Below are 23,668 nucleotides of genomic sequence, written 5' to 3'. Positions count from 1 at the left end.
TTTTGTACTAAGTCCGCTGCCCCCCCCGTACTGCCCCCCCTGTGGTGGGCCGCCGCCGGCCCCCCGTGTGTAAAAGAGCCGGGCCCGGGCCTCCGGGCCCCGGGCTGCCGCGCGCAACCGCCACGATGTCCGGCGGCTGCGCCATGCCGGCGCAGACTTCGCGTATCAGGGCCTCGTGCGTCGGCTCCACCAGCGCCAGCGCAGGCTGGCAATGCTCAAGCTGGTAGGCGACTTCCGGCGCGGTCAGGTAGATGTTGCCCGCCACGATGACGGCGCCCGCCAGCATCAGGCCCATCCACAGCGGCACATACTCCGCGGTGTTGCCCATGAACACGAACACGCGGTCGCCCGGCATCACGCCGCGCGCCTGCAGGCCTGCGGCAAATCCGCGGGCCGCCTCGCGCAACTGGATGTAGCTCAACTGGCTGATGTCGCCGTTCTGGTACTCATGCACAATCGCCAGCCGATGCCCGTGGCATAGCGCCTGTTCATCGAGCAAATCCGTGATCGTGCGGTTTCCTGCAGCGTCCATCCAGCCTCCAGCTTTTCTGATTTTTCAATGGCGCGCAGACTTATTGCAGGCGCGCCCATGGGTAGGAAAATCAGTATAGGCAGCGGCTTTTCGCCGCACTAGCCAAACGTTTTTATGCATATCCATCAAGGTTTTTCATGCATGCCGGCATGGCTGAATGATTGATGGGATTTATGCGTTTCCATCAAAACGTTTGCTTAGTCGGAAGCGGTCGGAAAACCTATACTCCGGTTGAAACAGGCCACGCGGCAAAAGCGCCGGCCAGACCAAGAAGAATGCAAAACCGGAGGAGTCGCCGTGCAAGAGGCATCGATCAAGGACCAGGTTTCGGCCGAGGAATGGGCAGTGCGGGTGGACCTCGCCGCGGCCTACAACCTGGCCGTCGAGATGCGCATGACGGATCACATCTACACGCATATCTCGGCGCGGGTTCCCGGCGCCGAGCCGCATTTCCTGATCAATGCCTACGGCCTGATGTTCAATGAGATCACCGCGTCCAACCTGGTCAAGGTGGACATCGATGGCGGCATCCTGCTGGACCAGACCGGCCTGGGTATCAACCCCGCCGGCTTCGTCATCCATAGCGCCATCCACCGCGTCCGCCACGACGCGGCCTGTGTCATGCACACGCACACCGCCGCCGGCATCGCCGTGTCCGCGCAAGCGGCCGGGCTGCTCATGATTTCGCAGCATGCCATGCGCTTTCACGACCGCATCGGCTATCACGACTACGAAGGCGTCGCGCTGGACATGGACGAACAGCAACGCTTGATCGCCGACCTGGGTCCGCACAGCGCGATGATCCTGCGCAATCACGGCCTGCTGGTCTGCGGCGCCAGCGTGCCTGATGCTTTCGACGCCATGTTCTACCTGGAGCGCGCCTGCCAGGCGCAGGTCGCGGCGCTGGCCGGCGGCCTGCCGCTGGTGACGCCCGCCGCCGAAGTCGCCGAGAAGGTCGGCCGCCAGTTCGACCGTCTCGACCGCCCCTCCCGCCACAAGCACTGGCCTCCCCTGCTCCGGCTGCTGCAACGCATCCGGCCCGAATACCAGGAATAGCGGCAACCGCGCCGCCCTCCCGGCGGCCCTTTTTTCGCAGAGTAGAAATGGAAGATGCTCATCAATGCCGCGTCGCGGTATATGGTGCGGGCGCGATCGGCTGTCTGCTCGCCGCGCGCCTGGCCCAGGCAGGCTGCGAGGTGACCATGATCGCCCGCGGACAGACGCTGGCCGCCTTGCGGCAGCGTGGCGTCGGGTTGACGGCTGACGGCGTCACGCGCCACTACCCGGTGCGCGCCACCGACGATCCGCGCCAGGTGCGCGACGCGGACTACCTGATTCTTGCGGTCAAGCAACAGGCGCTGGACGATATCGCCGCGCACCTGGCGCCGATGCTCGCGCCGCAAGGCGCCGTGGTGCCGGCCGTGAACGGCATCCCCTGGTGGTATCTGGCCACGCTGGACAACCCGCTGGGCGATGCGCCACTGCAATCGGTCGATGGCCGCGGCATCCTCCGGCAAGCGCTGCCTTTGGACCGGGTGCTGGGCGCGGTGGTGTACATCGCGGCGAATTCCACCGCACCCGGCGTCGCGGCGCAGAACGCCCGCGACAATCTCATCCTCGGCGAGCCTGACGGCCACGTTTCCGCCCGAGCCGGCAGGCTGGCTGGCCTGCTGCGGACGTCGGGCCTGCAATGCGAGGTCAGCGCCGGGATCCATCAGGCGGTCTGGATCAAGGCAATGGGCAATGCCACCTTCAACCCCGTGAGCGTGCTGGCCAACGCCACCATGGAGGCCATGGTCCGCGATCCCTACCTTGGCAAGCTAGCGCGCGCCATGCTGGGCGAGTACCTGGCGCTGGGCCAGGCGCTCGGACTTGCGCTGCCGGTAACGGTGGAGCAACGCATGCAGGCCGCCGCCAGCGCCGGGGCCGCCAGGACCTCGATGCTGCAGGACGCCCTACTAGGAAAGCCGCTGGAAATCGACGCCCTGGTCGGCGCCATGATCGAGATCGCAGCAAAGCTGAACCTGGACATGCCCTACGCCAACACGGTGTGGGGACTGATCCGGCACCGGAACCTCAGCGCAGGCTCCACCTGAACGCCACACCTAGAAAACCACAGGAGACAAACCATGAAATGGCTATCGAACTGCCTGGCCGCAACCCTGATCTGCGCGGGTGCCGCCGCGCACGCCCAGGACTATCCCAACAAGCCCATCAACATCGTGGTGCCCTTTACGCCTGGCGGCGTCACCGACGTGATGACCCGTCAGATCGCGGCCAAGCTGCAAAGCGATCTGGGCCAGCCGGTGGTGGTGGTCAACAAGCCCGGCGCCGGCACCATGATCGCCTCGGCCTATGTGGCCAAGGCGCCGGCCGATGGCTACACGCTGCTGATGGCGGCATCGTCCCTCGGCATCGCTCCCAGCCTGTACAAGAACACCGCGAATTACGACCCGGTCAAGGACTTCCAGCCCGTGTCGCTCATCGCCAGCGTGCCGCACGTGCTGGTGACGGGCAAGCAGGTCCAGGCATCCAACGTGAAGGACCTGATAGCCGCGCTCAAGAAAGACGGCAAGTCCGCCACCTTCGCGTCCTCCGGCAATGGCACTTCCAATCATCTGGAGGGCGAGCTGTTCGCCGCGCTGACCGGCCTGAAGATGACCCACATCCCCTACAAGGGCAGCGTGCCGGCGCTGACCTCTCTGGCGGGCGGCGAAGTCGACATGCTGTTCGTGGACATCGCGGCTGCTCAGCCCTTCCTCGACAGCGGCAAGGTGCGCCCGTTGGCCGTGACCACCAAGACCCGGTCCTCGGTGCTGCCCGACCTGCCCACCGTGGAGGAATCCGGCTTGCCCGGCTACGACGCCATGCCCTGGCTGGGCATCGTGGCGCCAGCCGGCACGCCGCCCGCGGTCGTCGAGAAGCTGCAGGCAGCCTTGCAGAAAATGAAGACGGCGCCCGACGTGCAGGAGCAATTCAAGAAGATGGGCCTGGACGCCTTGTTCACCAAGCCTGCCGACTTTGGCGCTTTCATCGTCAGCGACAGCGCCAAATGGGCCGAACTGATCAAGAAGTCCGGCGCCACCGCCGAATAGGCCGCAACCCCATATCCCCCGCCATTCCTGCAAGGACCCTTACATGCATCGCGATACCCCGGCCCCGGCAAACCCGCTAGGCAACGACGTGTGGGAGGCCACGCTCAAGCGTGCGCTGGCCAGCGCCAACATTCCCACGCTGCTCATGGTGCTGGTGCACCTGACGGGCGACACGCAATGGCTGTCCGGGCGCTACCAGTGCTCGCGCATCCGCGGCCTCGAAGACAACGATCCCGGCGGCCTGCCCGAAACCGTGCAGGAAGAGATCCGTGAAGCCGCGTACTCGGCCATTCTGCTCAACCGTCGCGGCCAGCCGCCCAGGCTGCCCGCACCCACGCATGAACAGTTGGTCTCCATGCTGCGCACCAGCATCGGGGAAGCGATTCCTGACTCTTACGGCCCCATGATCGCCGCCTGGCTGGGGCTGGATCCGGACTTCGCGCTGGCGCAACGCGATGCGTTCCAGGTGCCGCGAGGCTATCGGGTCCTGGTCATCGGCGCAGGCGTGGCTGGCCTGTGCGCCGCGATCCGCCTGCAAGGCGCAGGCATTCCTTATGTGGTGATCGAGAAGAACGCCGAAGTCGGCGGCACCTGGTACGAGAACCGCTACCCCGGCGCGGGCGTGGACACACCAAACCATATCTACTCGTACTCCTTCGCCAAGCACGACTGGTCGCGCTACTTTGCCCTACAGGGCGAGATCCAGGGCTATTTCGAAAGCGTCGCCGACCAGCATGGCGTGCGCGCCAACATCCGCTTCAATACGCGCGTGGAGTCCGCCCGCTACGACGAAGCCGCGCTGTGCTGGAACGTACGCACGGTCAAACAGGACGGCCAGATCGAGGACTATGCGGCGGACATCGTCATCAGCGCGGTAGGCCTGCTGAACGTGCCCAAGTTGCCCCCCATACCCGGCCTGGAGAGTTTCAAGGGTCCCTGCTTCCATACGGCGAACTGGCCGGAAGGCCTGGACCTGCGCGGCAAGAACGTGGGCATCATCGGCAACGGCGCCAGCTCCATGCAGGTCGTGCCAGCCATCGCCGACGACGTCCGCTCCCTGACCGTTTTCCAGCGCTCCAAGCAATGGGCCGCGCCGTTCGAGAAATTTCAGAAGCCCGTGCCCCAGGACGTCCGCTTCCTGCTGCGCGACGTGCCGTACTACCAAGAGTGGTATCGCCAGCGCTTGGCCTGGATCTTCAACGACCGGGTCCACGCGACCTTGCAAATCGATCCACAATGGCCGCATCCCGATCGCGCCATCAATGAGATCAACGACAAGCATCGCGAGCACTTCACCAGCTACATCAAGACGGAACTCGGCGAACGCCAGGATCTGCTGCCCGAGGTGCTGCCCGACTACCCGCCCTTCGGCAAGCGCATGCTGATGGACAACGGCTGGTTCCGCACCATGGCGCGGGACCACGTCAAGCTGGTCACGGGCGGCATCGCCCGGGTCACGGAAAGCGCGGTGGTGAGCGATAGCGGCAATGCGCATGAACTGGACGTGCTGGTGGTTGCGACCGGCTTCGACGCGATCAACCTGTTGTCCTCGTTCAAGCTCTACGGCCGCGGCGGACGCTCGATCCGCGAGGCCTGGGACGAAAAGGGCGCCGAAGCCTTCATGGGCGTAGCCGCCCCGGGCTTTCCCAACCTGTTCATCCTGGCCGGCCCCAATACCGCGCTGGGCCACGGCGGCAGCGTCGTCGCCCTGCTGGAGACCCAGGTACGCTACGTCATGGGTCTATTGCAGCAAGGCCTGGCGCGGGCCGGAGGACGCTTCGAGATCGAGGTGCGCAAGGATCGCCATGACGCCTACAACGCGCGCGTGCAGGCCGCGCATGACCGCATGATCTGGACCCACAAGGGCATGAGCAACTGGTATCGCAACGCGCATGGCAAAGTGGTCGCGCCCACGCCGTTCCGCAATGACGACTACTGGCACATGCTGCGCAAGACGGACATGGGCGACTACCACTACCGCCCTGCGCCCAAGATTGGCGAGGCCGAGCCGTCCGCCGCCACCCGCGTCGAGACTGCCTGAATGGCGTACGCGCAAAAGAGGCGCTGCCTGGTACTGGGCTGCGGCGGCGTGACCGGGCTGGCCTGGGAGATCGGCATCCTGGCGGGCCTGGCACGCCAGGATGTCGACCTCGCCGCCGCGGACTTGTTCATCGGTTGCTCCGCGGGCTCGGTCGCCGGCGCGCAACTGGCGCGGGGCGTCTCGCCCATGCAGCTGCTGGCGACGCAACTGGACGGAACAGGCGCCGAACAGTTCCGGCCTTACTCCCAACAAGCCGCCGACGACAAGAACCACGCGCTGTACGGCAAAGTGGGCGCCGACCTGCAGCTGGCACGGCGGCGCATCGGCGCCTATGCTTTGCGCAGCGCCACGCCCACACTGGCCGAACGCCGCGCCATTATCGCCGCCCGCCTCGGCGCAAGCGATTGGCCAAGCCGCCCCTTGCGTGTCGTTGCCGTCGACGCGCATAGCGGCGAGAGGCGCAGCTTCAGCGCCGCCGACCAGGTGGATTTCATCGACGCCATCGCCGCCAGCTGCGCCGTGCCGGGCGCCTGGCCGGCCGTACCCATCGACGGCTCGGCCTACATGGACGGCGGCATCCGCTCCATGACCAACGCCGACATGGCTGCCGGCTACAGCCAAGTCGTGGTGCTGGCGCCGCTGGGATTTCGCGACGGCAATCCGGTCAGCGGGCACCTGCGGCGTGAGCTGCAGGCGCTGCGCGAGGCCGGCAGCCAGGTCCAGGCCGTACTGCCCGACGAGGCCTGCGTACAGGCCATTGGCGACAACGTGTTGGACCCGGCGCGTCGTGCCGAGGCCGCCGAGGCCGGGCTGCGCCAGGCCACCGCAATCGCGCAAACGGTGCGGGAGGTGTGGCGCTGATCCTTCCCCGCATTCAAGGCGGGCACCGTGGATCCAGCCAGAAAGCGGTCTGCCCATGAATCTCAATGTGGCAGGTATCAACATACCGCAAGCAACCTAGACTCCCCGTTCAAGCCTGGCCGCGCGGCCAGGCCCCACCATGAACGCGGAGCAATACATGAACGCATCGCCGGCAGGCCTGAGACCCGCCGATTTCTTTTCTCCCACCGTCGCGGCGCTGATTTCTGTGCTGGTGAACTACGGCGGCACCTTTGTGCTGGTGTTCCAGGCGGCTGAGCTGGCCGGACTGTCGCCGGCCCAGACCACTTCCTGGGTATGGGCGGTTTCCGTCGGAGTGGGCGTCACGGGTGCGCTGCTGAGCTGGCGCTACAAGGCGCCGGTCATCACGGCCTGGTCCACGCCCGGCGTGGCGTTTCTAGCCACCGTGATGCCCTTCACGCCCTACGGCGAGGTCATCGGCGCCTATATCCTGTCGGCGCTGGGCTTCATCGTGCTGGGCCTGTCCGGCGCTTTCGAAAAGCTGGTGCGCATGATTCCGGGCGGCATCGCCGCCGGCCAGCTGGCCGGCATCCTGCTGCAGTTCGGCGTCAATGCCTTCGGCGGCGCCAGCGCCGATCCGCTGCTGGTCATCGTGCTGGTCATATCCTATGCGTTACTCAAACGCTTTACCTCGCGCTTCGCGGTGGTCGGCATCCTGGTCATCGGCCTGGGGCTCCTCATCGCGCAAGGCCGAATCGACTTCTCGGCCGTCCACCTCAGCCTGGCCGCGCCGGTCTTCCAGATGCCGCAGTTCTCGCTGCAGGCCTTGCTGGGCGTGGCCCTGCCCCTCTTCATCATCACGCTGACGGGGCAGTACATGCCCGGCATGCTGGTGCTGCGCAACGACGGCTACAAGACCAGCGCGAGCCCCATCCTGACCGTGACCGGACTGGGCTCGCTTGTCATGGCGCCGTTCGGCGCGCACGCCTTCAACGTGGCGGCGATCACCGCCGCGATCTGCACCGGCCGCGACGCGCATGCGGACCCCGCCAAGCGCTACATCGCTGGCTTGGCCTGCGGCGTGTTCTACATCCTGGTCGGCACGTTCGGCGTCACACTGGCGACCTTGTTCATGGTTCTGCCCAAGGCCTTCATCACCACGCTGGCGGGACTAGCCCTGCTGGGCGCCATCGGCGGCAGCCTGGCCAATGCGATGGCCGACGCCCGCACTCGGGAGACCGCCCTCATCACCTTCCTGGCCACCGCTGCCAACGTCACCCTGCTGGGCGTGGGCGGCGCGTTCTGGGGCCTGGTTGCCGGCTTGACCGCGCACCTGCTGATCCACGGCGGCCAGCGGCCCCTGGCCGCCAACGCCTGACGCTTCCCATTGCCACATCATGCTCATCCAACCAGGAACCTCCGTGACGAACATTGTCCCGCCCGACAGCCTCGCGCTGCCTGCCATCAGCGCCCTGCCCCTGTCACAAGCCGATCCCGGCATCTGGGGCGCCATCGACGCCGAACGGCGCCGCCAGATGCACTCGATCGAACTGATCGCCTCCGAGAACTTCGTCAGCCGCGCGGTGCTGGAAGTCCAGGGCTCGGTGCTGACGAACAAGTATGCCGAGGGCTACCCCGGCCGCCGCTACTATGGCGGCTGCGTCAACGCCGACATGGCCGAGGAGATAGCCATCGAGCGCGCCACGCGCCTGTTCGGCGCCCGCTACGCCAACGTGCAGCCCCACTCCGGCAGCCAGGCGAACCAGGCAGTCTATCTGGCGCTGCTGGCGCCGGGGGACAAGATCCTCGGCCTGGACCTGAAGGCAGGGGGCCACCTGACCCACGGTTCCAAGGTCAACATGTCGGGACGCTGGCTGCAGGCGTTGAGTTATGGCGTCGATGCGGCCACGCATCTGGTCGACATGGATGAGGTCGAGCGCATTGCGCGTCAGGAAAGGCCCAAGCTCATCATCGCCGGCGGCTCGGCCTACTCGCGCACGCTGGACTTCGCGCGCTTTCGCGCCATCGCCGACGACGTGGGCGCGATCTTCATGGCGGACATGGCGCATTTTGCCGGATTGGCCGCGGCCGAAGCGTACCCCTCGCCGGTGCCGCACGCGCATGTCACCACCACCACCACGCACAAGACGCTGCGCGGCCCGCGCGGCGGCATGATCCTGACCAACGACGCCGAACTCGCCCGCAAGATCGATTCGGCAGTCTTCCCCGGCCTGCAAGGCGGTCCGCTGATGCACATCATCGCCGCCAAGGCCGTGGCCCTGGGCGAGGCGCTGCAGCCCGCGTTCCGGACCTATGCCCACGCGGTGGTCGAGAACGCCCGTGTCCTGTGCCGCCGGCTGGCGGAAGGCGGGCTTTCCATCGTGTCGGGCGGCACCGATTGCCACCTTGGTGTGGTCGACCTGCGGCCCTGGGGACTGGCCGGCAACACGGCGGAACAAGCCCTGGAACAGGTGGGCATCACCCTGAACAAGAACGCCGTTCCCAACGACGCCGCCAAGCCCGCCGTCACCTCCGGCATACGCGTGGGCAGCGCCGCCTGCACATCCCGCGGCATGGGTCCGGCTGAATTCCAGGAGATCGGCGACATGATCCTGGCCCTGCTGGGCGGCGTGCGCGCCGGGGCCGTCGACGCCCGTACGGAAAGCGCCATCCGCGAGGGTGTGGCCGGGCTGGCCAAGCGCTTCCCCCTGCCCTACTGAGTTGTTCTAGGCTTGCCTCAGCGCGTTCGACAGCCGCAGCACGGCGGCTTCGATTTCGTAGGCTGTCAGGGAGGCATAGCCCAGCAGCCAGCCCTGCTGTTTGTACTCGCCTGCGTACAGCCTGCTCAATCCGGGCAGGCGCAGGCCGGCGGCCTCGGCCTGGCGGATGGTCTTTTCCTCGGACCAGCCGCGTTCGAGCAGACACGGGATCTGCAAGCCGCCGGGAGGCCTGACAGCCTGCACAATGCCGCCCAGGTGCTTGCCCAGGGAATCCAGCAGCACCTGCCGGCGGCCGGCATACAGCTTGCGCATGGCCCGCACGTGCGAGTTGTAATGGCCGTCATCCATGAAGCGCGCCAGCGTCAGCTGCAGGATCTGCGGAGTATGTCCGTCCATGATGCTGCGCGCGCGGGCAAAGGCGTCAACCAGATCAGGCGGCAACGCCATGTATCCCATCCTGAGCCCTGGATACAGCGTCTTGCTGAACGTGCCCAGGTAGATGGTGCGCTGATGCAGGTCCAGGCCCTGCACGCAGGCGGTGGGCACGCCGTCGTAATGGAATTCGCTGTCGTAGTCGTCCTCGATGATCCACTTGCCGTGTTCCGCGGCCCAGTTGATCAGGTCCAGCCTGCGTTCGAGCGACAGCGTCACGCCGGTGGGGTACTGGTGCGACGGCGTCACGTACACGCAATTGGCGCCGCTGCGGTCCGCGCGCAGCAGGTCCAGGCGTATGCCCTGCGCGTCGACGTCGATAGGCGCGATGCGCGTCTCCGCGGATTCAAAGGCCTTGCGGGCGCCGAAGTAGCCGGGGTTCTCCATCAGGATGGGCTTGCCGGCGTCCGCAAGCAATTGCGCGCACAGGAACAGGGCCTGGCGGGTGCTGCTCAGTACCAGGACCTGTTCGGGCAAGACCTTGGCGCCGCGTTCCAGGTTCAGGTAGGCGGCAATGGCGCGGCGCAGCGGTTCGGCGCCCTGCGGGTCTCCGTGCAGCAACACATGGGCGTGGTAGTCCTTCAGGACCTGGCGTTGCAGCCGTTCCCAGACATCGGTGGGAAACGTGCGGGTTTCCGGCAAGCCCGTGGCGAACGCCTTGATGACCTGTTGATCCGCGACGCCGCCGCTGTCCAGGATCATGCGTCCGCGCCGGCTCAGGCCCACCCCGGGCTGCGCCACGGCCGACCGCTGATCCCGCTTGGCCCGCCTGCGTGCGGCGCCTCGCAGCTCGGTGCCGATCGTCTCGGACACATAGCTGCCCGAGCCCTCGCGGCGCACGATATAGCCGTCACGGTGCAACTGCACGTAGGCATTTTCCACCGTGTCGCGCGCCACCCCCAGCGACTTCGCCAGGCCGCGGGTCGCGGGCAGCCTGAGGCCCGGCCCCAGCGCGCCGTCCAGGATCAGGGCGCACAGCGCCCGCTGAATACGCTGATGCAGGTCCAGCCGCTGGAGTTCCGCATCGTTCATGCGCATCTTCAGCGTATCAAGCTCGAATGTCTTTGCCATGCGGTCTGCTCACAGTAGGAAAACTGGCCTGTCCGGCCCGGCCATTCTATCCGTAGACTCTTCCGTTCGCCTCGGCAGACGCGGGCGCAACATTGCAAGAGCCCGCGCATGGCGGGGCAGGATCAGGAAACATGGCAAGGTCTTACAACTTCAGCGCCGGCCCGGCCGCGCTGCCGCTGGAAGTGCTGCAGGAAGCGCACGACGAGTTCTTCGATCTCGCGGGAACCGGCATGTCGGTGATGGAAATCAGCCACCGCTCGCGCGTATTCATCGATATCGCCCGCCAGGCCGAACTGGACCTGCGGGCCATCCTGCAGATTCCCGACCGCTACAAGGTGCTGTTCCTGCAAGGCGGCGCTACGCTGCAGTTCTCGCAGGTGCCGATGAACCTGCTGCGCGGCAAGGCGTCGGCGGACTACCTGCACACCGGGCTCTGGTCCGGCAAGGCCATCGAGGCGGCCCGACGCTACTGCGAGGTGCGCGTCGCGGCCAGCAGCGCGGCGTCCGGCTTCGACCGCGTGCCCGCCCCCGGCGAATGGCGGCTCGATCCGGACGCCGCCTATCTGCACTACACGGAAAACGAAACGGTGCATGGCCTGCAATTCGCGACCGCGCCGGACGCATCCGTTCCGCTGGTATGCGATGCCTGCTCCAGCCTGTTGTCGAAGCCCATCGACGTATCCCGGCACGGCCTGATCTACGCCGCCGCGCAAAAGAACATGGGACCGGCCGGCGTCACGGTGGTGGTGGTGGATGAGGCCTTGCTGGACGGCGCGCTGCCCATCACGCCCGACGTGCTGAACTATGCGTACGCGGCGCAGACGGACTCCATGCTCAACACGCCCGCCACGTTTTCCTGGTACCTGACCGGATTGACGCTGCGCTGGATCCGCCGGAGCGGCGGGATAGAGCGCATCCACCAGGCCAACCAGGCCAAGGCCTGGCTGCTGTACCGCGCCATCGACGCCAGCGACGGCTTTTACCTCAACAAGGTCCTGCCGGAATTCCGTTCGATCAACAACGTGCCGTTCTTCCTGGCCAATTCCTCCCTGGAACCCCTGTTTCTGCGCCAGGCCGAGAACGCCGGGCTGATGGGGCTGAAGGGCCATTCCCATACCGGCGGCATCCGGGCCAGTCTCTATAACGCGGTCGATCTGCCGGCAACGGCCGCGCTGGCCGATTTCATGACAGACTTCCTGCGCACGCACGGCTGATGCCGGCTTGCGCCGCGCGTCGGCCATGCCGATATAAAACACGGGGAAACCAGCATGGATTTCAGGCAGCTCAGACAGTTCGTCGTCCTGGCGACGGAATTGAACTATCGCAAGGCCGCCGCGCGGCTGCACATGACCCAGCCGCCGCTCAGCGTCGCCATCAAGCGGCTCGAAACCGAGATCGGCGCGGACCTGTTCGAACGCGACCGCCTGGGCGTGCGTCTCACGGTCGCCGGCGGGGCCTTCCTGGGCGAAGCCAAGCGCTTGCTGGAAGGCGCCGACGCCGCGCTGCAAACCGCGCGCGACGCGGCCGAGGGGCGCATGGGCGCCCTGCGCGTGTGCGCGGTGCCCAGCGCCGCCTTGAACCTGCTGCCGCGCATCCTGCCGGAATTCGCGCAGCGTTTTCCACATGTACGGCTGCGCCTGACCAGCGGCAGCACCGTCGGCATTCTGGCGGGGTTGCAGCGCGGCGAACTGGACGCGGCATTCCTGGTTCCACCCGCTTCCGGCGTGCCAGACATCACGATCACCCCTCTGCCGCGAGAACGGCTGGTGCTGGCCGTGCCGGCGGGCCATCGACTGGCCGGCATGAAAAGCGCCAGGCTCTCGGACCTGACAGACGACGCCTTGGTGACCCTGGCCCATTCGGACAGCCCCGGCTTCGCCGGCGAAATCGTCGCGGCCTGCCAGCGGGCCGGATTCCATCCACGGGTCTTGCAGGAGTCGTCCCACGCCCTCATCAGCTTGCCGCTCATCGCCGGCGGCCTGGGGGTCGCCATCGTTCCGTCGGCATTGCGCAGGATCGCCATCGACAACGTGGCCTACGTGGACCTCGCGGACGTCGCAGGCGAACCGCTGACCTATGCCATGGCGCTGGCGGCGCCCGCCCAGTCCGTGAACCCTGCCGTCCGCTGGTTCATCGAGACGGCGCGCGAGGTGCTGGACGCGCAAGCGGCCTGAAACCCCGGACTTACTGCTGCGGACGGGAAAGAATGCCCGCCCACTTCTTCTGTTCGGCGACGACTCTTTGCTCGAACGCTGCCTGGCTGGCGTCCACGGGTTCGCTGCCTCGCGCGTAGATCTTGTCCTGCACCGACGGGCTCTTGGCGACTGCGGCGATGGCTGTGTTCAAGCGCGCGACGACATCGGCCGGCGTGCCTTTGGGAACGGCAATGCCTGACAGGGACCCGCCTTCCACCTCCTTGCCCAGCACTTCCTTGACCGTAGGGATGTCGGGCAGGTTGGCCAGGCGGCGCGACGAGGTCACCGCGTAGGGACGAATCTGCTTCGCCTCGACGAAACCCACCGCGGTGACGGCGGAAACGGCCGTCAAATCCGTGTTGCGGCTCATCACCGCTGTCATGGATTCCGATCCGCTCTTGTAGGGCACGTGCAGCATCCTCACCCCTGTCGCCTGTTGCAGCAGCTCCAGGACCTGGTAGTTGTCGGAGCCCTCGCCCGCCGTGGAGAACGCGATCTTGTCGGCCTGGACCGACGCGGCCTTGATGATTTCCGGCAACGACGCATATGGGCTGTCCACGCCCACGGCCAAGACCGTGGGTGTATTCGCCAGCATGGCAACGTAGGTGAAGTCCTTGTTCGGGTCGTAGGGCAGCTTCTTGTAGATCAGCGGGTTGACGGCGACCATGCCATTGGTGATCACCAGCAGCGTGTAGCCATCGGCCGGCGACTTCGCCACTGCGCCTGCGGCGATCGAGCCGCCCGCGCCGCCGCGGTTCTCCACCACGACCGGCTGGCCCAGCTCCCGCGTGAGCCCTTCGGCGAACACCCGCGCCGTGGTGTCGGTCACGCCACCGGCGCCGAACGGCACGATCAGGCGTATGGGCTGGTCAGGATACGGGCCCGCCCAGGCCGCGGCGGCTGGAACCATCACACCCAGCAAAGCCGCCATGCAGCGGCGCAATCCCTTGTTCATCCGGCTATCTCCATTTTCTTGAGAATTTCTAGAAGTTGTTGCTGCAGGTCGGCCGTCAACGGCGCCAAGGGCGCGCGCAAGCGTCCGCTGTCGAAGCCGCGCAATTGCAGGCCCGCCGTGACGGTCCTGGGCAGGCCATGGTCCATGAGGAAATTCAACAGATCGATCTGCCGGCCAAACCACTCGTCCGCGCCGCGCGCGTCCCCGGCCATGGCGCAGCGGTAGAGGTTCAGGGCGTAGGACGCGCTGACGTTGGCCGACGCCGTGCACCAGCCCGCCGCGCCCTCCGCGAATCCGGTGCGCGCCATGCAGTTCAGGCCGATGTACACGGCCGTGCGGGCCGGGCAGGCCGCACGCAGCCGCGCGATCTTGGTGGGGTCGGGGCTGCTTTCCTTGATCATGGTGACGTTGGGAAGCTCCGCCAGCCGGGCCAGGAACTCGACGGGCAGGTCCATGCCCGTGGTGAACGGGTTGTTGTAGACCATTACCGGCGTGGAGACCGACTCGCAGACCTCGCGGTAGTAGGCGTGGATTTCCTCCTGGGTGAGTTTCCAGTAGGTGCTGGGCAATAGCTGCAAGGCCGCGGCGCCCGCGCGTTCGGCGTAGCGCGCATGGCGCACGGTGCTGGCCGTGCTCAGGCTGGACACGCCCGCCAGCACGGGCAGACGCCCGCGCGCCGCGCCGATGACGGTGTCGATGACGGCCTCGCGTTCGCCATCGTCCAGGTAGGGCAGGCAGCCGACGCTGCCCAGGGGCGCCAAGGCATGCACGCCCTCGTCGATCAGCCGTTCGACGTGCGCTTCCAACAGCGCGTGGTCCACCCGCCCGCGCTCATCGCAAGGCGTCAACAGGTAGCCGATGATTCCCTTCAAATGCATAGCTCGCTTCTCCATGACGGCTTGCAGTCTAGGGAGGCCGCGCAGAGCGGTCCAATACCTATTTCCTGGGCGCCTGATATCTCCCGCCCGCGCTGCCGGCAGGCGAATCTTGTATCCAGTAATTCCCGCGCAAGGCCGATAGACTGTCCCGGCCAATTCACCAAGGAGCAAGCCATGAGCAGCAACGTCGTTCCGGAACAGACGCAGACCCACCACATGCCTGAGTACCGCAGGCCGGAGGACATGGAGTGGGAGATGGGCCGGTTCAAGAACAAGACGAAGTTCCTCTTCCACACGCGGGCAGAACGCCCCACCGAGCCCAATGCCGGCTTTCTGCGCTATGAGCCGGGTGCGGGCTTCCGCCTGCACAAACACGATTTCGCCCAGGTCTGGTACGTGATCGAAGGGGAATTCAACATGGGCGGAAAGATGTACGGCCCGGGCACCGTGGTGTTCCATCCGGACCCGCACATCGAAGAAGCGCTCAGCACCGAGACCGGCGGCACCTTGTTCTTCGTCCAGTACCAGGGACCCTCGACCGGCGGGCGGCCGGTGTACGACGGCCGCATGAACATCCAGGGCGAACCACCCGCGATCACCGAGCAGGACCTCGAACACTGATACCCGCGCTTCCACGGACAGCCGCCGCCACTCGCCGCCGTCCGCGGCAGGCCCGCCCTGCCGGGCTTGCACACAAAGAAATAGAAAATTCCAAGGAGACAAACATCATGCACGCCCCTTTTCTGCGCGCCTGCCTCGCGTCGTTGACGCTTTCGCTGCCGCTCACGCTGGCCAGCCCGTCCCAGGCCGCCGACACCTGGCCCGAGCGGCCCATCACGCTGGTCGTGCCCTTCGGCGCCGGCGGCATCACCGATCTCACGGCGCGCACGGTAGCCAGGCAGCTGCAAGCCGAGCTCGGCAAGCCGGTAGTCGTGGAAAACAAGCCCGGCGCGGGCGGGAATATCGCCGCCGACATCGTGGCCCGGGCCAAGCCCGACGGCTATACGCTGATGGTGATCACCAACGGCATGGTCGCGGTCAATCCTCTCATCCACAAGCAGCTGAACTACGACGCGCTCAAGGATTTCGCCTACGTGTCCATGATCGCCAACACGCCGCTGGCCCTGGTCGTGCCGGAAGCCTCGCCGATCCAGGACCTGCCAGCATTGGTCGCCCGCGCCCGCAGCCGGCCCGACGCGGTCTCCTACGCCAGCTCGGGACAAGGCACCTCGATCCACCAGGTGTTCGCCCTGATGCAGCAGCAAACCAGCGCCACGCTCATGCACGTGCCCTACAAGAGCGGCGCCGAGGCGGCCACCGCCCTGCTCTCCGGCGTGGTGGACGTAACTGCGGTCGAGACCGTGGTGGTCGGCCCGTTCATTCAGTCCGGCAAGATGCGAGCGCTGGGCGTAACCTCGGCACAGCGGGTGTCGAATCTGCCGGACGTTCCCGCCGCCCGCGAGACCCTGGGCGGCGATTTCGATGTAGGCTCGATATCGGGACTGGTCGCGCCTGCCGCGACGCCCAAGGACATACTCGACAAGCTGGAACGCGCCATGCAGGCGGTGGCTCAGAGCGAGGGCATGGCGCAGCTGTATGCGCAAGGCAGCCAGCCCATGCCCACGGGATCGCAGGTCTTCCTGAAACGCATGCTCCAGGAGCAAAAAAAGTGGCGGCTGGTATTCTCCGCGGACGCCGGAAAATAGCCACATAACCGTCAAGGACGTGGGAGTCAGGCCATGGATCGCACATATCCCGCCGCGGAAGAACTGGTGCAGCACCTGGTGGAGTCGATCTCCGCAAAGATCTTCAATGGCGCCTATGCGCCCGGGCAGAAGCTGCGGCAAGAGACGCTGGCGGAAGAATACGACGTCAGCCGCACGCCGGTGCGCGAAGCGTTCCGGCAGCTGGAGACCAAGGGCCTGATCGTGCAGCAGCCGCGCTACGGCGCCACGGTGGTGGCGCCGACCATCAAGGACATCGGCGCCAACTACTGGCTGCGCGGCGAACTGGAAGGCATGGCGGCCGAGCTTGCGGCGCGCTGGATTTCCGACGCCGACCTGCAAAGGCTGCAGGCCACCCACACCGAATGCGCGCAGGCCGTCGGCGCGCTATACGCCGAGGTCAACGCGGGCGACGGGGCCACCCCGCGTCAGGCTGCCGTGCCCATGCAACACTGGGTCATCAAGAACCAGGAATTCCACGCCCTGATCTTCCGCGCCGCCGGCAATGCGTCGCTGGAACGCATCATCAAGGACCTGCACACTGACTACACCAAGAACATCCTCAATATGACCGTGCTGGGCATGTACGAGGCTCGCATGAAGAAAAATATCGAACACCATGCAGCCATCGTCCAGGCGCTGACCGCGCGCGACGCCGACGCCTCGCGCGCCGCCATGCGTTCGCATATCCATGAGTCGGGAGAGTTTGTGGTCGAATGGCTGCAAAAGCGCCCGGAACGCCCCAAGCCGCGCAGGTAGCTTCGGCCCCGATTCTCCCGAAAGCCGCGTGCTACCATGCCGGCGGAAGGGCGCAACGCAGACCCCAGGAGCACGGATCAGCCTGGCAATCCGCATACCGTAAGGCGCCTGCCGATACGCACAGGAAGCGACACGGATTCGAGCATGAGCGAGACCAGGAACACGTCTAGATCCTCGATCGAGATCTCGGAAGAGATTTTGCGACGGATCAGGAATGGGCAATACCTGCCCGGCGATGCCTTGAGCCAATACGAGCTTGCGACCGAGTTCGAAACCAGCCGCACCCCCATCCGCGAAGCGCTGCGCTTTCTCGAAGCGCGGCGCGCCATCACGCTGACCAGCACCGGCCGCGCCGTGGTCACCGTGCCGTCCATCCGCGCCATCCGCGAAGCCTTCCAGATCCGCGCTGAACTCGAAGGGCTGGCCGCGCAGCTGGCGGTGGACTGGATCGACGACCGGGACCTGGAACTGCTGGCGCAGCATCAGAAGCACTACGCGGACGCCCTGCGCTCGCGCGTGCGCAGCGACAGCGGCTCCGACTGGCTGAAGTTCAACGCCAAGTTCCACAGCCTGATCACCCAAGCCAGCCACAACGAGCGGCTGCATGAACTGGTCGCCGAGTTGCAGGGCAGCATCGTCTCCAACGTGCTGGGTTTTGCCTCGAAGATGCCGCCCCGCCTGATGGAAGAGAACATCAAGCAGCACGAGGACATCATCGCGGCGCTGACCCTGCGCAATGGCCCCGCCGCGCGTGAAGCGATGGCCACGCACATATCCCGGACGACCGAACTCGTCATCGAATGGATGGAGACGCGGCGCTAGCCAACTTCGCTGCCTCCGCGCCGCGCTGCTGCCCGTAAGGGCGCATCAGCACGCCGCAAGCCGCCGCGATCAGGCCCAGTCCGGCCAGATACAGCACGATCAGCCGCGGCGATCCGTCGCCCAGGGACAGCAGGTACGTCGCCACCAGCGGCGCGGTGCCGCCGCCTATCGCTCCACCTATCTGCACGGCCAGCGAAATACCGGTGTAGCGCACCGCAGGCGGAAACATGCTGGAAAATAGGCTGGACTCCTGCGCGTACATCGCCGCATAGACCACGCCGAACGCCACCAGCATCGCGATGTTGGTGTGATAGGCCGTCTTCTGGTCAAGCAATGAAAAGAACGTCGCGCTGAATAGAGATATCCCTAGCGCGCCGGCGATAAAGATCGCGCGCTTGCTGATCACGTCGCCCAGCATTCCGAACAGTGGAATGGTGAACAGCGCCCCCACCGCGCCCCAAATGACGCCTGTCAATATAGTTTCGCGCGGCAGCCCCAGCGTGCCCACGGCATAGGTCAAGGAAAAGGTCGCAAGCGTGTAGAACCAGGTCTTTTCGGAGATACACGCCACCAGCGCCGCCAGCACGGGAACCTTGTGCTGCTTCAGCACCGTCTTCAAGGGCAGCATGTCCTGCTTCGGCTGGGCCTGCGCCAGCTTGAATTCCGGCGACTCGCTGACCTTGGCCCGGATGTACCAGCCGACCAGCAACAGGAACACGCTCGCAAGAAACGGCAGGCGCCAGCCCCAGCTCAGCATGTCCGGCTCCGGCAGCCTGGAAACCGCGCCCATCGCCAGGGACGACAGGATCAGGCCCGGCGCCACGCCGACCTGCGGCAAGCTGCCAAACAGGCCCTTCTTGCCTTCGGGCGCATGTTCCACCGCCATCAACACGGCGCCCCCCCACTCGCCACCGACCGCCAGGCCCTGCAGGAAGCGGAAGAACACCAGCGCCACCGCGCCCCAATAGCCGATCACCTCATAGCTCGGCGTCAGGCCGATCAGGATGGTGGGTATGCCCATCAGCATCAGGCTGATCATCAGCATCGACTTGCGGCCGACGCGGTCGCCGAAATGGCCGAAGACGATGCCGCCCAGCGGACGCGCGATGAAGCCGACCGCATAGGTGCCAAATGCCGCCAGCGTCCCGCTGATGGGGTCGATCGCGGGAAAGTAGATCTTGTTGAAAATCAGCGCAGCGGCAATGCCGTAAAGAAAGAAGTCATACCACTCGATGGTGGTCCCGATCATGCTGGACAGGCCTGCGGTCACGTAGTGTTTCTTCGAGCGCGAGGACGGCTGTTGTGAGATGGCGTTCATCCCTGGTCTCCCATATTTTTTATTGCGTGCGCCCGACTACACGGCGGTGGTTTCTTCCGCCAGGCTCTTGCGTTCGCTGACGTTGAAGCGGCCGTCGTAGATCGCGCCCTGGCGGGTATGCGGGCCGACGTACTGCACGTACAGGATCGTGCCCGCCTCGATGGTCTGCAGCTCGCTTTCGAAATGGGGATCCGGATGGAAGATCATCGAACCCTTGCCGTGGAGCTTGCCTTCGATGAGGAACTTGCCGTCCAGGACGTACCAGATCTGCGCGAAGTAGTGGTTATGCAGCGGGTGTCCCGAACCCTTTTCATACCGCACGATGCCGGCGTTCGGAATCGTCGGATCCTCCGCCGTCGGATGAAACATCATCTTTGCGAACTGGCCTTCGTAGCGCAGGTTGGTCCACTCCAGGTCGTCCTCGTGGCGGGCGCGCATGCCCTGATGGTCTTCGGTCAGCGGGCCGCCGCGGCCGCCCTCGTTGATGACCTTCTTGCCTGTGATGCTGTCGATGCTGCTCATGTTCTGCCCGTCCGAAAGAAAAGGGGGAGTGATAAACACAAATGGGATCCCATTTGCATAAAACGGGATCCTATTGATCGAACAGGGAGACGGCTACTGGGTTTAACCCTTAGGTTCAGCGCGCGAAATGATGGCCGAGCGGAAGGTCGATAGCCGCAAGCAGCGGCGGGCGAGAACGGGGCGCAACGCGCCCCGGATGCCTGTGCAAGGCTATGGTTGCGGCGAGTCCCTGCCGCCGAAGAGCGTCAGGGCACAGGACAAATTCAAATCTGGTCCAGCCATTGCTCCATCGCCGCGCGCGCGCAGCGTTCGAGTGCCGGGCCATGACGCCGGGCATCCTGGCGGATGACGGCCGGATCGATCTGCCGCAGGCTCAGTTCGCAGGCATGGCCGATCAGCCAGCGCTCGATCTGCGTGGAATCCGCTTCCAGGTGAAACTGCAGGCCCAGTATCCGGGGCCCCAGCGCGTACGCCTGGTTCGGGAAACCCGGCGTTTCGGCCAGACGCGCCGCGCCCTCGGGAATGGCGAACTGGTCCCCGTGCCAATGCAGCACGGGCACGTCCTGAACCACGCTCAGCACGGAATCCTGCCCTTGCGGCGTGAGCGTCAGCGGCGCATAGCCGATCTCGGCGCGTCCGGTGGACGCGACCTCCGCGCCCAGCGCCGCCGCCATGAGCTGCGCACCCAGGCAGATGCCCAGCGTCGGCTTGTCCTGACGCAGCCGGTGCGCGATGGCGCGCAGTTCCTGCTCCAGGAAGGGATAGCGCCCGGTTTCATAGACGCCTATGGGGCCGCCCAGGATCACGACGAGGTCGGCATTGCCGAGGGTGGCGGCGTCGATGGTGTCGACGCCCGCTTCCAGGTATCGCACGCTGTAGCCGCGCTCTGCCAGGACCGGCGCCAGTACGCCCAGGTCTTCGAAGGGCACGTGGCGGATCGCCAATGCGGTAAGGCTCATTCCGGATACTCCTATTGCGGGCTCGGATGGCGGTCCAATCCGCCCAGCAAGCCTTCGGGGGTTGAGACGAACACGTTTTCCGAAGCCAGTAGCCGGATGCCTTGCGGCGTGCTTTCGAGCAGGCGCCGCTCGCCATCCGCGACCAACAGGCTGAGCTGATAGCCGTCCTTGGCCGGCAGGCGTGCCGCGATGTCGCGGCTGTCGTCCAGCGCCGACGCGGCGGTGGATTCGAAATGGCCGATCAGGCGGCCGTCGCGTTTGATGATGAGTCGATACACCGGCATGCGTGCTACTCCTGGCCGTCGGACTCGCGCGATTCCGCGCTGTTGCCGGTAGGCCAGTAATAGGAATCGGGCGTGTTGCGCGCGCCGAAGATGGCCTGTCCGACACGGACCACGGTGGCGCCTTCCTCGATGGCGATCTCGTAGTCGCCGGACATGCCCATGGACAATTCATCCAGGCCTATCCCCGCGGGCGCTTCCTGGCGCAGCTGGTCGCGCAGCGTGCGCAGCAGGACGAAGCACTCGCGCACGCGCGCCGCTTCGGCCGAGAACAGCGCCAGCGTCATCAGGCCGCGCACGCGCAGCCCCGAAAACGCGGGCAGTTCGCGCAGGAAGGCCGCCGTCTCCTCCGGCTGCAGTCCGTACTTGCTGGCCTCGCCTGAGGTATTGACCTGCACGAACACATCAAGCTGGCGGCCTTCCGCCTGCAACCGGCGGTCCAGCGCTTCGGCCACCCGCAGGCTGTCGAGCGCCTGGAACTCTGCCGCATAGCGGGCCACGAGCTTGGCCTTGTTGGTCTGCAGGTGGCCGATGACCGACCATCTCAAGTCGGTCAGGTCTGCCATGGCTTCCCATTTCCTGGACACTTCCTGCAGCTTGTTCTCGCCGAGGTAGCGGCAGCCGGCCTCGTAGGCCAGCCGGATGCGCGCCTCTTCCACGGTCTTGCTCACGGGCAGCAGGCGTACCGTCGCCGGATCACGGCCGGCGCGCAGGGCCGCATCGGCAATTCGTCCGTTGACCGCGGCCAGATTGCGGCGGAAATCCTCGACCGACTGCGCCTGCGGCCAGCGGCCGTGCTGGTCGTGCTGTGTCTGGGTGCCGTTGTCTTGCCCTGGGCCTTGCTCGCTCATGCCTGAACCTCGCGTAGGAGTGGCGGCCGGCGTTTTCCACAACGCTTATGCCGCCCGCAGTTTTGTCATAGGTCAATATTATCACGATGGCGCCGGCGCTTGCCGGCCACTGCTAGGCGTTGGCGGCCAGCCATTCGCGCGGTGAAACACCCATACGCTGCCGGAACGCCTTGGACAGCGAGGAAGCGCTGGCGAATCCCAATTCCGCGGCCACCAGCTTGACCGCTCGGCCGGATCGCATCATGGACGCCGCCAGGCTCAAGCGCCAGTCGGTCAGGTAGGCCGCAGGCGTGGCGCCGGTAGCATCCTTGAAGGCCGCCGCAAAGGCGCTGCGCGACATCCCCGCCATCGCTGCCATTCTGGCCAGGGACCAGTCTTCATAAGGCGAACGATGCAGCGCCACCAGCGCCCTGGCCAGGCGCGGATCCGACAGGCCCATCACCAGGCCGCTGGTCACGCCGACCTCCTCCGGATGGTCGAGTATCCATCTGAGCAGCTGGATCAGCACCACCTCGAACAGGCGGTCTGCCAGCAGGCGCGAGCCGCAGCGCACGTGATCGGCCTCGGCAAACAACAGATCCAGCGCGGGCCGCAAGCCTTCGACCGCGTCCAGCGGGATCCGCACCACGGACGGCAGCGACTGCACGATGGGATTGCGTTCGCCGCCATCGAAGTCCAGCGCCGCACAGGTGAAGTCCGAACCGTCCCGGGGAGGATTCACGAACTCGTGATGCACGGCGCGCGGATAGAACAGCAGCGTCGGCTCGGACAGGCGCAGGCGCGGCGTGGCGGTCTCTCCCGGGCGATGCCGCACTTCCATCTCGCCGCGGCGCAACACGTGCAGAAAGCCGCGCCCCGGTACGGCTTCGAAGGCCTGGGTGCCGCATAGCGCGCCCGTGTGGAACAGCGTGGCACGCACCCGGAAACGGTCCAGCAACGCCGACAGCCGGTCAACTTGGGGAGGAACAGAATCGCTCATAGATTGGACGATAAGACAATTTTTATGGATTAAAAAACACCTTACGTCCAGACATTCTACGTACGATTTCTCCACCCCGCCCAAGACCGGCGGCTTTTTTTCTTTTCCAGGAGTTACCGACATGTCCCGAGTTCCTCTTATCGATGCCAGCAGCGCCAGCGCCGACCGCAAGACGCTGCTCACGCAAATCCACGGCGCCTTTGGCGCCACGCCGAACATGTTCAAGGCCGTCGCCAATTCGCCGGCGGCGCTGCAGAGCATGTGGGGCGCTTTCGGCGCCTTGGGCGGCGGCGTGATCCCGGCCAAGCTCGGCGAGCAGATCGCAGTCGCCGTGGCCGACCGCAATGCTTGCGAATACTGCCTTGCGGCCCACACGGCCCTGGGCCGCAAGGCCGGCGCCAGCGCCGAAGAAATGTCGGCCGCCCAAGGCGGCGAGGCCGCCGATCCCAGGACCGCGGCGGCGCTGCGCTTCGCGCTGAAGCTGGTGGAAGCGCGCGGACAGGTGAGCGAAGCCGACGTACAGGCCGTGCGCGCGGCAGGCTACAGCGACCAGGAGATCGTCGAGATCCTGGCGCACGTCGCGCTCAACCTGTTCACCAACTACGTCAACGTGGCCTTTGCCGTGCCGGTGGACTTCCCGGCCGTGAAGCTGCGCCGGGCCGCCTGATCCAGGCCCGTGCGGGCGGGGCAAGAC

24 protein-coding genes are annotated in these 23,668 nt (G+C 66.0%); 14 read left to right on the top strand and 10 right to left on the bottom strand.

Annotated features, from left to right (window positions below; translation table 11 throughout):
• Positions 1-7 precede the first annotated feature (7 nt).
• Positions 8-532, bottom strand: a complete 525-nt coding sequence (locus tag AC6LKD_RS28705; RefSeq protein WP_498118150.1) for an AMP-binding protein — start codon at positions 530-532, stop codon at positions 8-10.
• A gap of 297 nt (positions 533-829) precedes the next feature.
• Here AC6LKD_RS28705 and AC6LKD_RS28700 point away from each other — a divergent pair, with 297 nt between their 5' ends.
• The 7 genes from AC6LKD_RS28700 to AC6LKD_RS28670 all read left to right on the top strand — a co-directional run bounded on the left by AC6LKD_RS28700 (position 830) and on the right by AC6LKD_RS28670 (position 9,228).
• Positions 830-1,588, top strand: coding sequence for a class II aldolase/adducin family protein (locus AC6LKD_RS28700; protein WP_492274200.1), 759 nt, complete (start codon positions 830-832; stop codon positions 1,586-1,588).
• A 47-nt stretch (positions 1,589-1,635) separates the two neighbouring features.
• Positions 1,636-2,628, top strand: a complete 993-nt coding sequence (locus AC6LKD_RS28695) for a ketopantoate reductase family protein (RefSeq protein ID WP_498118149.1) — start codon at positions 1,636-1,638, stop codon at positions 2,626-2,628.
• A 33-nt stretch (positions 2,629-2,661) separates the two neighbouring features.
• Complete coding sequence (locus AC6LKD_RS28690; RefSeq protein ID WP_013396353.1) at positions 2,662-3,627, top strand: Bug family tripartite tricarboxylate transporter substrate binding protein; 966 nt, start codon at positions 2,662-2,664, stop codon at positions 3,625-3,627.
• Between the two features lie 43 nt (positions 3,628-3,670).
• On the top strand, positions 3,671-5,668 hold the full coding sequence (locus tag AC6LKD_RS28685; protein WP_498118148.1) for an NAD(P)-binding domain-containing protein: 1,998 nt from the start codon (positions 3,671-3,673) through the stop codon (positions 5,666-5,668).
• Positions 5,669-6,529, top strand: coding sequence for a patatin-like phospholipase family protein (locus tag AC6LKD_RS28680; RefSeq protein WP_498118147.1), 861 nt, complete (start codon positions 5,669-5,671; stop codon positions 6,527-6,529).
• Between the two features lie 157 nt (positions 6,530-6,686).
• Complete coding sequence (locus AC6LKD_RS28675; protein ID WP_498118146.1) at positions 6,687-7,886, top strand: benzoate/H(+) symporter BenE family transporter; 1,200 nt, start codon at positions 6,687-6,689, stop codon at positions 7,884-7,886.
• 19 nt (positions 7,887-7,905) lie between these two features.
• Complete coding sequence (locus AC6LKD_RS28670) at positions 7,906-9,228, top strand: serine hydroxymethyltransferase (RefSeq protein ID WP_498118145.1); 1,323 nt, start codon at positions 7,906-7,908, stop codon at positions 9,226-9,228.
• 6 nt (positions 9,229-9,234) lie between these two features.
• Here AC6LKD_RS28670 and pdxR read toward each other — a convergent pair whose 3' ends face one another.
• A complete protein-coding gene (gene pdxR / locus AC6LKD_RS28665; RefSeq protein WP_498118144.1) occupies positions 9,235-10,731 on the bottom strand; it encodes a MocR-like pyridoxine biosynthesis transcription factor PdxR in 1,497 nt (498 codons plus the stop codon).
• Between the two features lie 131 nt (positions 10,732-10,862).
• On the opposite strand from pdxR, the gene serC reads away from it, so the two are divergent.
• Positions 10,863-11,945 carry a 3-phosphoserine/phosphohydroxythreonine transaminase gene (serC, locus tag AC6LKD_RS28660; RefSeq protein WP_498118143.1) on the top strand — a complete coding sequence of 361 codons (1,083 nt, stop codon included), beginning with the start codon at positions 10,863-10,865 and terminating at the stop codon, positions 11,943-11,945.
• Between the two features lie 54 nt (positions 11,946-11,999).
• Positions 12,000-12,905 carry a LysR family transcriptional regulator gene (locus AC6LKD_RS28655; protein ID WP_498118142.1) on the top strand — a complete coding sequence of 302 codons (906 nt, stop codon included), beginning with the start codon at positions 12,000-12,002 and terminating at the stop codon, positions 12,903-12,905.
• Between the two features lie 10 nt (positions 12,906-12,915).
• On the opposite strand, the gene AC6LKD_RS28650 is transcribed toward AC6LKD_RS28655, so the two are convergent.
• Complete coding sequence (locus tag AC6LKD_RS28650) at positions 12,916-13,881, bottom strand: Bug family tripartite tricarboxylate transporter substrate binding protein (RefSeq protein ID WP_498118141.1); 966 nt, start codon at positions 13,879-13,881, stop codon at positions 12,916-12,918.
• Positions 13,878-14,759, bottom strand: coding sequence for a dihydrodipicolinate synthase family protein (locus AC6LKD_RS28645; RefSeq protein WP_498118140.1), 882 nt, complete (start codon positions 14,757-14,759; stop codon positions 13,878-13,880). The genes AC6LKD_RS28650 and AC6LKD_RS28645 overlap by 4 nt, the downstream gene beginning before the upstream one ends.
• 174 nt (positions 14,760-14,933) lie before the next feature.
• Between AC6LKD_RS28645 and AC6LKD_RS28640 the strand changes: the two genes are divergently transcribed.
• From AC6LKD_RS28640 to AC6LKD_RS28625, 4 genes are all read left to right on the top strand, one after another.
• The gene (locus AC6LKD_RS28640; RefSeq protein ID WP_498118139.1) at positions 14,934-15,380 is read left to right on the top strand and encodes a cupin domain-containing protein; all 447 of its coding nucleotides are present in this window, start codon (positions 14,934-14,936) and stop codon (positions 15,378-15,380) included.
• Positions 15,381-15,487: 107 nt separating this feature from the next.
• On the top strand, positions 15,488-16,465 hold the full coding sequence (locus AC6LKD_RS28635; protein ID WP_498118138.1) for a Bug family tripartite tricarboxylate transporter substrate binding protein: 978 nt from the start codon (positions 15,488-15,490) through the stop codon (positions 16,463-16,465).
• Positions 16,466-16,498: 33 nt separating this feature from the next.
• Positions 16,499-17,242: a GntR family transcriptional regulator gene (locus AC6LKD_RS28630; protein ID WP_498118137.1), complete on the top strand. Its 744-nt coding sequence runs from the start codon at positions 16,499-16,501 to the stop codon at positions 17,240-17,242.
• 144 nt (positions 17,243-17,386) lie between these two features.
• The gene (locus AC6LKD_RS28625) at positions 17,387-18,064 is read left to right on the top strand and encodes a GntR family transcriptional regulator (RefSeq protein ID WP_498118136.1); all 678 of its coding nucleotides are present in this window, start codon (positions 17,387-17,389) and stop codon (positions 18,062-18,064) included.
• Here AC6LKD_RS28625 and AC6LKD_RS28620 read toward each other — a convergent pair.
• From AC6LKD_RS28620 to AC6LKD_RS28595, 6 genes are all read right to left on the bottom strand, one after another.
• Positions 18,036-19,382: an MFS transporter gene (locus tag AC6LKD_RS28620; RefSeq protein ID WP_498118135.1), complete on the bottom strand. Its 1,347-nt coding sequence runs from the start codon at positions 19,380-19,382 to the stop codon at positions 18,036-18,038. The two genes, AC6LKD_RS28625 and AC6LKD_RS28620, sit on opposite strands and share 29 nt — an antisense overlap.
• A 36-nt stretch (positions 19,383-19,418) precedes the next feature.
• The gene (locus AC6LKD_RS28615) at positions 19,419-19,904 is read right to left on the bottom strand and encodes a cupin domain-containing protein (protein ID WP_498118134.1); all 486 of its coding nucleotides are present in this window, start codon (positions 19,902-19,904) and stop codon (positions 19,419-19,421) included.
• A 263-nt stretch (positions 19,905-20,167) separates the two neighbouring features.
• On the bottom strand, positions 20,168-20,863 hold the full coding sequence (locus AC6LKD_RS28610; protein ID WP_498118133.1) for a glutamine amidotransferase: 696 nt from the start codon (positions 20,861-20,863) through the stop codon (positions 20,168-20,170).
• 11 nt (positions 20,864-20,874) lie between these two features.
• Positions 20,875-21,147, bottom strand: a complete 273-nt coding sequence (locus AC6LKD_RS28605; protein ID WP_013396367.1) for a hypothetical protein — start codon at positions 21,145-21,147, stop codon at positions 20,875-20,877.
• 5 nt (positions 21,148-21,152) lie between these two features.
• On the bottom strand, positions 21,153-21,995 hold the full coding sequence (locus AC6LKD_RS28600; protein WP_013396368.1) for a YggS family pyridoxal phosphate-dependent enzyme: 843 nt from the start codon (positions 21,993-21,995) through the stop codon (positions 21,153-21,155).
• 112 nt (positions 21,996-22,107) lie between these two features.
• Complete coding sequence (locus tag AC6LKD_RS28595; RefSeq protein WP_492274185.1) at positions 22,108-22,974, bottom strand: AraC family transcriptional regulator; 867 nt, start codon at positions 22,972-22,974, stop codon at positions 22,108-22,110.
• Positions 22,975-23,095: 121 nt separating this feature from the next.
• Here AC6LKD_RS28595 and AC6LKD_RS28590 point away from each other — a divergent pair, with 121 nt between their 5' ends.
• Entirely contained in the window at positions 23,096-23,641 is a 546-nt protein-coding gene (locus tag AC6LKD_RS28590; RefSeq protein ID WP_492274184.1) for a carboxymuconolactone decarboxylase family protein, read from the top strand.
• Positions 23,642-23,668 lie beyond the last annotated feature (27 nt).

Source organism: Achromobacter sp. D7-1, from assembly GCF_059760445.1.
Note: the sequence above shows the minus strand (reverse complement) of the source record. Positions and strands in the feature narration are given on the sequence as shown.

Coding starts and splice junctions, on each gene's coding strand:
- AC6LKD_RS28650 (WP_498118141.1), bottom strand. CDS start 13,881: ATGAACAAGGGATTGCGCCGCTGCATGGCGGCTTTGCTGGGTGTGATG.
- AC6LKD_RS28705 (WP_498118150.1), bottom strand. CDS start 532: ATGGACGCTGCAGGAAACCGCACGATCACGGATTTGCTCGATGAACAG.
- AC6LKD_RS28685 (WP_498118148.1), top strand. CDS start 3,671: ATGCATCGCGATACCCCGGCCCCGGCAAACCCGCTAGGCAACGACGTG.
- AC6LKD_RS28630 (WP_498118137.1), top strand. CDS start 16,499: ATGGATCGCACATATCCCGCCGCGGAAGAACTGGTGCAGCACCTGGTG.
- AC6LKD_RS28610 (WP_498118133.1), bottom strand. CDS start 20,863: ATGAGCCTTACCGCATTGGCGATCCGCCACGTGCCCTTCGAAGACCTG.
- AC6LKD_RS28670 (WP_498118145.1), top strand. CDS start 7,906: ATGCTCATCCAACCAGGAACCTCCGTGACGAACATTGTCCCGCCCGAC.
- AC6LKD_RS28640 (WP_498118139.1), top strand. CDS start 14,934: ATGAGCAGCAACGTCGTTCCGGAACAGACGCAGACCCACCACATGCCT.
- pdxR (WP_498118144.1), bottom strand. CDS start 10,731: ATGGCAAAGACATTCGAGCTTGATACGCTGAAGATGCGCATGAACGAT.
- AC6LKD_RS28590 (WP_492274184.1), top strand. CDS start 23,096: ATGTCCCGAGTTCCTCTTATCGATGCCAGCAGCGCCAGCGCCGACCGC.
- AC6LKD_RS28620 (WP_498118135.1), bottom strand. CDS start 19,382: ATGAACGCCATCTCACAACAGCCGTCCTCGCGCTCGAAGAAACACTAC.
- AC6LKD_RS28695 (WP_498118149.1), top strand. CDS start 1,636: ATGGAAGATGCTCATCAATGCCGCGTCGCGGTATATGGTGCGGGCGCG.
- AC6LKD_RS28645 (WP_498118140.1), bottom strand. CDS start 14,759: ATGCATTTGAAGGGAATCATCGGCTACCTGTTGACGCCTTGCGATGAG.
- AC6LKD_RS28635 (WP_498118138.1), top strand. CDS start 15,488: ATGCACGCCCCTTTTCTGCGCGCCTGCCTCGCGTCGTTGACGCTTTCG.
- AC6LKD_RS28615 (WP_498118134.1), bottom strand. CDS start 19,904: ATGAGCAGCATCGACAGCATCACAGGCAAGAAGGTCATCAACGAGGGC.
- serC (WP_498118143.1), top strand. CDS start 10,863: ATGGCAAGGTCTTACAACTTCAGCGCCGGCCCGGCCGCGCTGCCGCTG.
- AC6LKD_RS28655 (WP_498118142.1), top strand. CDS start 12,000: ATGGATTTCAGGCAGCTCAGACAGTTCGTCGTCCTGGCGACGGAATTG.
- AC6LKD_RS28605 (WP_013396367.1), bottom strand. CDS start 21,147: ATGCCGGTGTATCGACTCATCATCAAACGCGACGGCCGCCTGATCGGC.
- AC6LKD_RS28690 (WP_013396353.1), top strand. CDS start 2,662: ATGAAATGGCTATCGAACTGCCTGGCCGCAACCCTGATCTGCGCGGGT.
- AC6LKD_RS28600 (WP_013396368.1), bottom strand. CDS start 21,995: ATGAGCGAGCAAGGCCCAGGGCAAGACAACGGCACCCAGACACAGCAC.
- AC6LKD_RS28675 (WP_498118146.1), top strand. CDS start 6,687: ATGAACGCATCGCCGGCAGGCCTGAGACCCGCCGATTTCTTTTCTCCC.
- AC6LKD_RS28595 (WP_492274185.1), bottom strand. CDS start 22,974: ATGAGCGATTCTGTTCCTCCCCAAGTTGACCGGCTGTCGGCGTTGCTG.
- AC6LKD_RS28680 (WP_498118147.1), top strand. CDS start 5,669: ATGGCGTACGCGCAAAAGAGGCGCTGCCTGGTACTGGGCTGCGGCGGC.
- AC6LKD_RS28625 (WP_498118136.1), top strand. CDS start 17,387: ATGAGCGAGACCAGGAACACGTCTAGATCCTCGATCGAGATCTCGGAA.